The 2,740-nt window shown below is 74.0% G+C and carries 2 protein-coding genes and 1 pseudogene; 2 read left to right on the top strand and 1 reads right to left on the bottom strand.

All coding sequences use genetic code 11. The annotated features are described in order from the left end of the window. A pseudogene (locus tag IN07_RS25475) lies at positions 1-341 on the bottom strand (hypothetical protein); the annotation flags it as partial. A 165-nt stretch (positions 342-506) separates the two neighbouring features. Here IN07_RS25475 and steA point away from each other — a divergent pair. Further along, positions 507-1,691 carry a putative cytokinetic ring protein SteA gene (steA, locus tag IN07_RS20090; protein WP_036339567.1) on the top strand — a complete coding sequence of 395 codons (1,185 nt, stop codon included), beginning with the start codon at positions 507-509 and terminating at the stop codon, positions 1,689-1,691. After that, a complete protein-coding gene (locus tag IN07_RS20085; RefSeq protein ID WP_036339564.1) occupies positions 1,688-2,641 on the top strand; it encodes a copper transporter in 954 nt (317 codons plus the stop codon). The genes steA and IN07_RS20085 overlap by 4 nt, the downstream gene beginning before the upstream one ends. The last annotated feature ends 99 nt before the right edge of the window (positions 2,642-2,740 follow it).

The following is a 2,740-nucleotide window of genomic DNA, read 5'->3' as shown; positions in this document are numbered from 1 at the left end:
GCGTCCGCGGGCTCGGCGGCGCCCGCCGGCTGGGGGTCGCTCCCGGCCGGGCCGGCGGCGTCCTCCACCGACTCGGCCGGCAGCCGTGCGGTCGTGTTCGGGGCCACCGCTGTCGAGGCCACCGCTGTCGGGGCCACCGCTGCCGGAGGCGCCGTGGCGGCGGGCACCGGCGGTCGGGACGGCAACGGCACCACCCGGGCGGACGGCGGTTCCGCGGCCCCGGGCGGGACGCTCGCCGGGTCGCCGGCGACGGTGCTGGTGGGCTCGACGTCCGGCGCGGCGGCGTCGTCGGCGAGCAGGTCGGTCGCTGTACTCCGGCGCGCGGAGGCCCCTGCAGTCACAGCAGTCACGCTAGTGACGGGCCGGTCCCGTCCCCGGGCAGCGACACCCGGTCATCGGCACGGCGAGTCGACCGGAACCCGGTGTCGCTCACTGACCGTGAGCAGTCGGCTGCGCTCGCGCGTCGGGAGGGAGGGGTCCGACCGCCCCATGGGAGCATCGAACCCATGCGCATCGGCACCCTGCGGCGCGGACGGTCGTCCGACACGGCTCCCGGCGTGACCGGCACCGTCCGCGTCGACCGGCGGACCAAGAACCTGACCAAGCGGCTCCGGCCGGGCGAGATCGCCGTGCTCGACCACCTGGACATCGACCGGGTGAGCGCCGACTCGCTCGTGGCGGGCAAGGTCGCCGCCGTCGTCAACGCCTCGCCGAGCATCTCCGGCCGGTACCCCAACCTCGGCCCCGGGATCCTGGTCGAGGCGGGCATCCCGCTGGTCGACGGGGTGGGCAAGGAGGTCCTCGCCCAGCTCAAGGAGGGCACCGAGGTCCGGCTGGAGGGCAACCGGCTCTACGCCGGTGACACGGTCGTGGCCGAGGGCGTCGAGCAGACGCCGGAGACCATCGCGGTGGCGATGGCCGAGGCCCGCGCCGGGCTGTCGGACCAGTTGGAGGCCTTCGCCGCCAACACCATGGAGTACGTGAAGCGCGAACGCGCGCTGCTGCTCGACGGGGTGGGCGTCCCCGACGTCACCACCCGGATCGAGGGCCGGCACGTGCTGGTCGTCGTCCGGGGCTACGACTACAAGGAGGACCTGCAGGCCCTCCGCCCCTACATCCGGGACTACCGCCCGGTGCTCATCGGCGTGGACGGCGGCGCCGACGCGCTCAAGGAGGCCGGCTACCAGCCGGACATGATCATCGGCGACATGGACTCGGTCAGCGACTCCGTGCTCCGCTGTGGCGCCGAGGTGGTCGTGCACGCCTACCCCGACGGCCGGGCTCCCGGTCTGCAGCGGGTCACCGACCTCGGGGTCGAGGCCATCACCTTCCCGGCCGCGGCCACCAGCGAGGACATCGCCATGCTGCTGGCCGACGAGAAGGGCGCGACGCTGATCGTCGCCGTCGGCACCCACGCCACGCTGGTGGAGTTCCTGGACAAGGGCCGTGGCGGCATGGCCTCGACCTTCCTCACCCGGCTGCGGCTGGGCGGGAAGCTCGTCGACGCCAAGGGGGTCAGCCGGCTGTACCGCAGCCGGATCTCCACCCTGGCGCTCGTCCTGCTCGTGCTGGCCGCCCTGCTGTCGATCACCGCCGCGCTCGCCGTGTCCACCGCCGGCCGCGTCTATCTCGACCTGCTCATCGACCAATGGGACAGCTTCGTGTTCTGGTTGGAGAACCTCTTCTCGTGATCGACTTCCGTTACCACCTGGTCTCCCTGATCGCGGTCTTCCTGGCCGTGGCCCTGGGGATCGTCATCGGCACCACGCAGCTGAACGGACCGGTGCTGACGAACCTGCAGAGCCAGGTGACCGCCCTCCAGGAGGACAAGCGGCTGCTGGAGGACGAGACCCGGCAGCTGCAGACCCAGCTGGACCAGGTCGGCGACTTCGAGGAGGCGGTCGGCCCGGCCCTGGTCGCCGGCACCCTCATCGACCGCAGCGTGCTGCTGGTCGTCGGCAGCGAGGAGGTGCCGGCTGAGGTGGTCGAGGGCGTCACCGCGCTCATCGGCAGCGCCGGGGCGACCGTCACCGGCACGGTTCGGCTGCCCGAGGGCTACGGGGACCCGGCCAAGGAGTCCAGCGTGCGCAGCTACCTGACCGGTCCCGGGCTGCCACCCGGCGTCACCCCCGCAGAGACGGACGACACCTCTGAGCTGCTGGCCGACGTGCTGGCCGACGTGTTGATGGTGCCCGGCGCCGACGCGGAGGACCCCGGTGTCGTCCCCGAGCCCGCGGCCACCGCCTCGGTGCTCGCCGGGCTGGAGGAGCTCGAGGTGTTGAGTCGGGACACGTCCTCGGTCAGCCCCGCCGACTTCGCCGTGCTGCTGACCGCCGGCACCGCCTCCGGTGACGACGCCGGGGACCGCACCGCCGCCGTGGTGCAGCTGGCCACGGCCCTGGACGCCCGCGGCTCCGGCGCCGTCATCGCCGGTGACCTGGCGTCGGTCGAGGACGGCGGTCTGGTCGGGGCTGTCCGCGCGGACCGGCCGGTATCCGACGGGCTGTCGACCATCGACAACGTGCGCACCCCCGCCGGCCAGATCAGCACGGTGCTGGCGTTGGTCGCCGAGTCGACGGGCGTCTCGGGTCAGTACGGCATCGGCGAGAGCACCCAGCCCGTGCCCGCGCCCGTCTCGTGACGGGCGCAGCGGGCCGTCGCACGGCCCTGGCGGCCGGGGCCGCCCTGACCGCCCGGGCCGGGCTGGCCGGCGCCGACGCGCTGACCGCCCGCCCGGCGG

This window comes from Modestobacter caceresii, assembly GCF_000761485.1.
Lineage (GTDB): Bacteria > Actinomycetota > Actinomycetes > Mycobacteriales > Geodermatophilaceae > Modestobacter > Modestobacter caceresii.
This window is presented reverse-complemented; position numbering and strand designations above follow the sequence as displayed.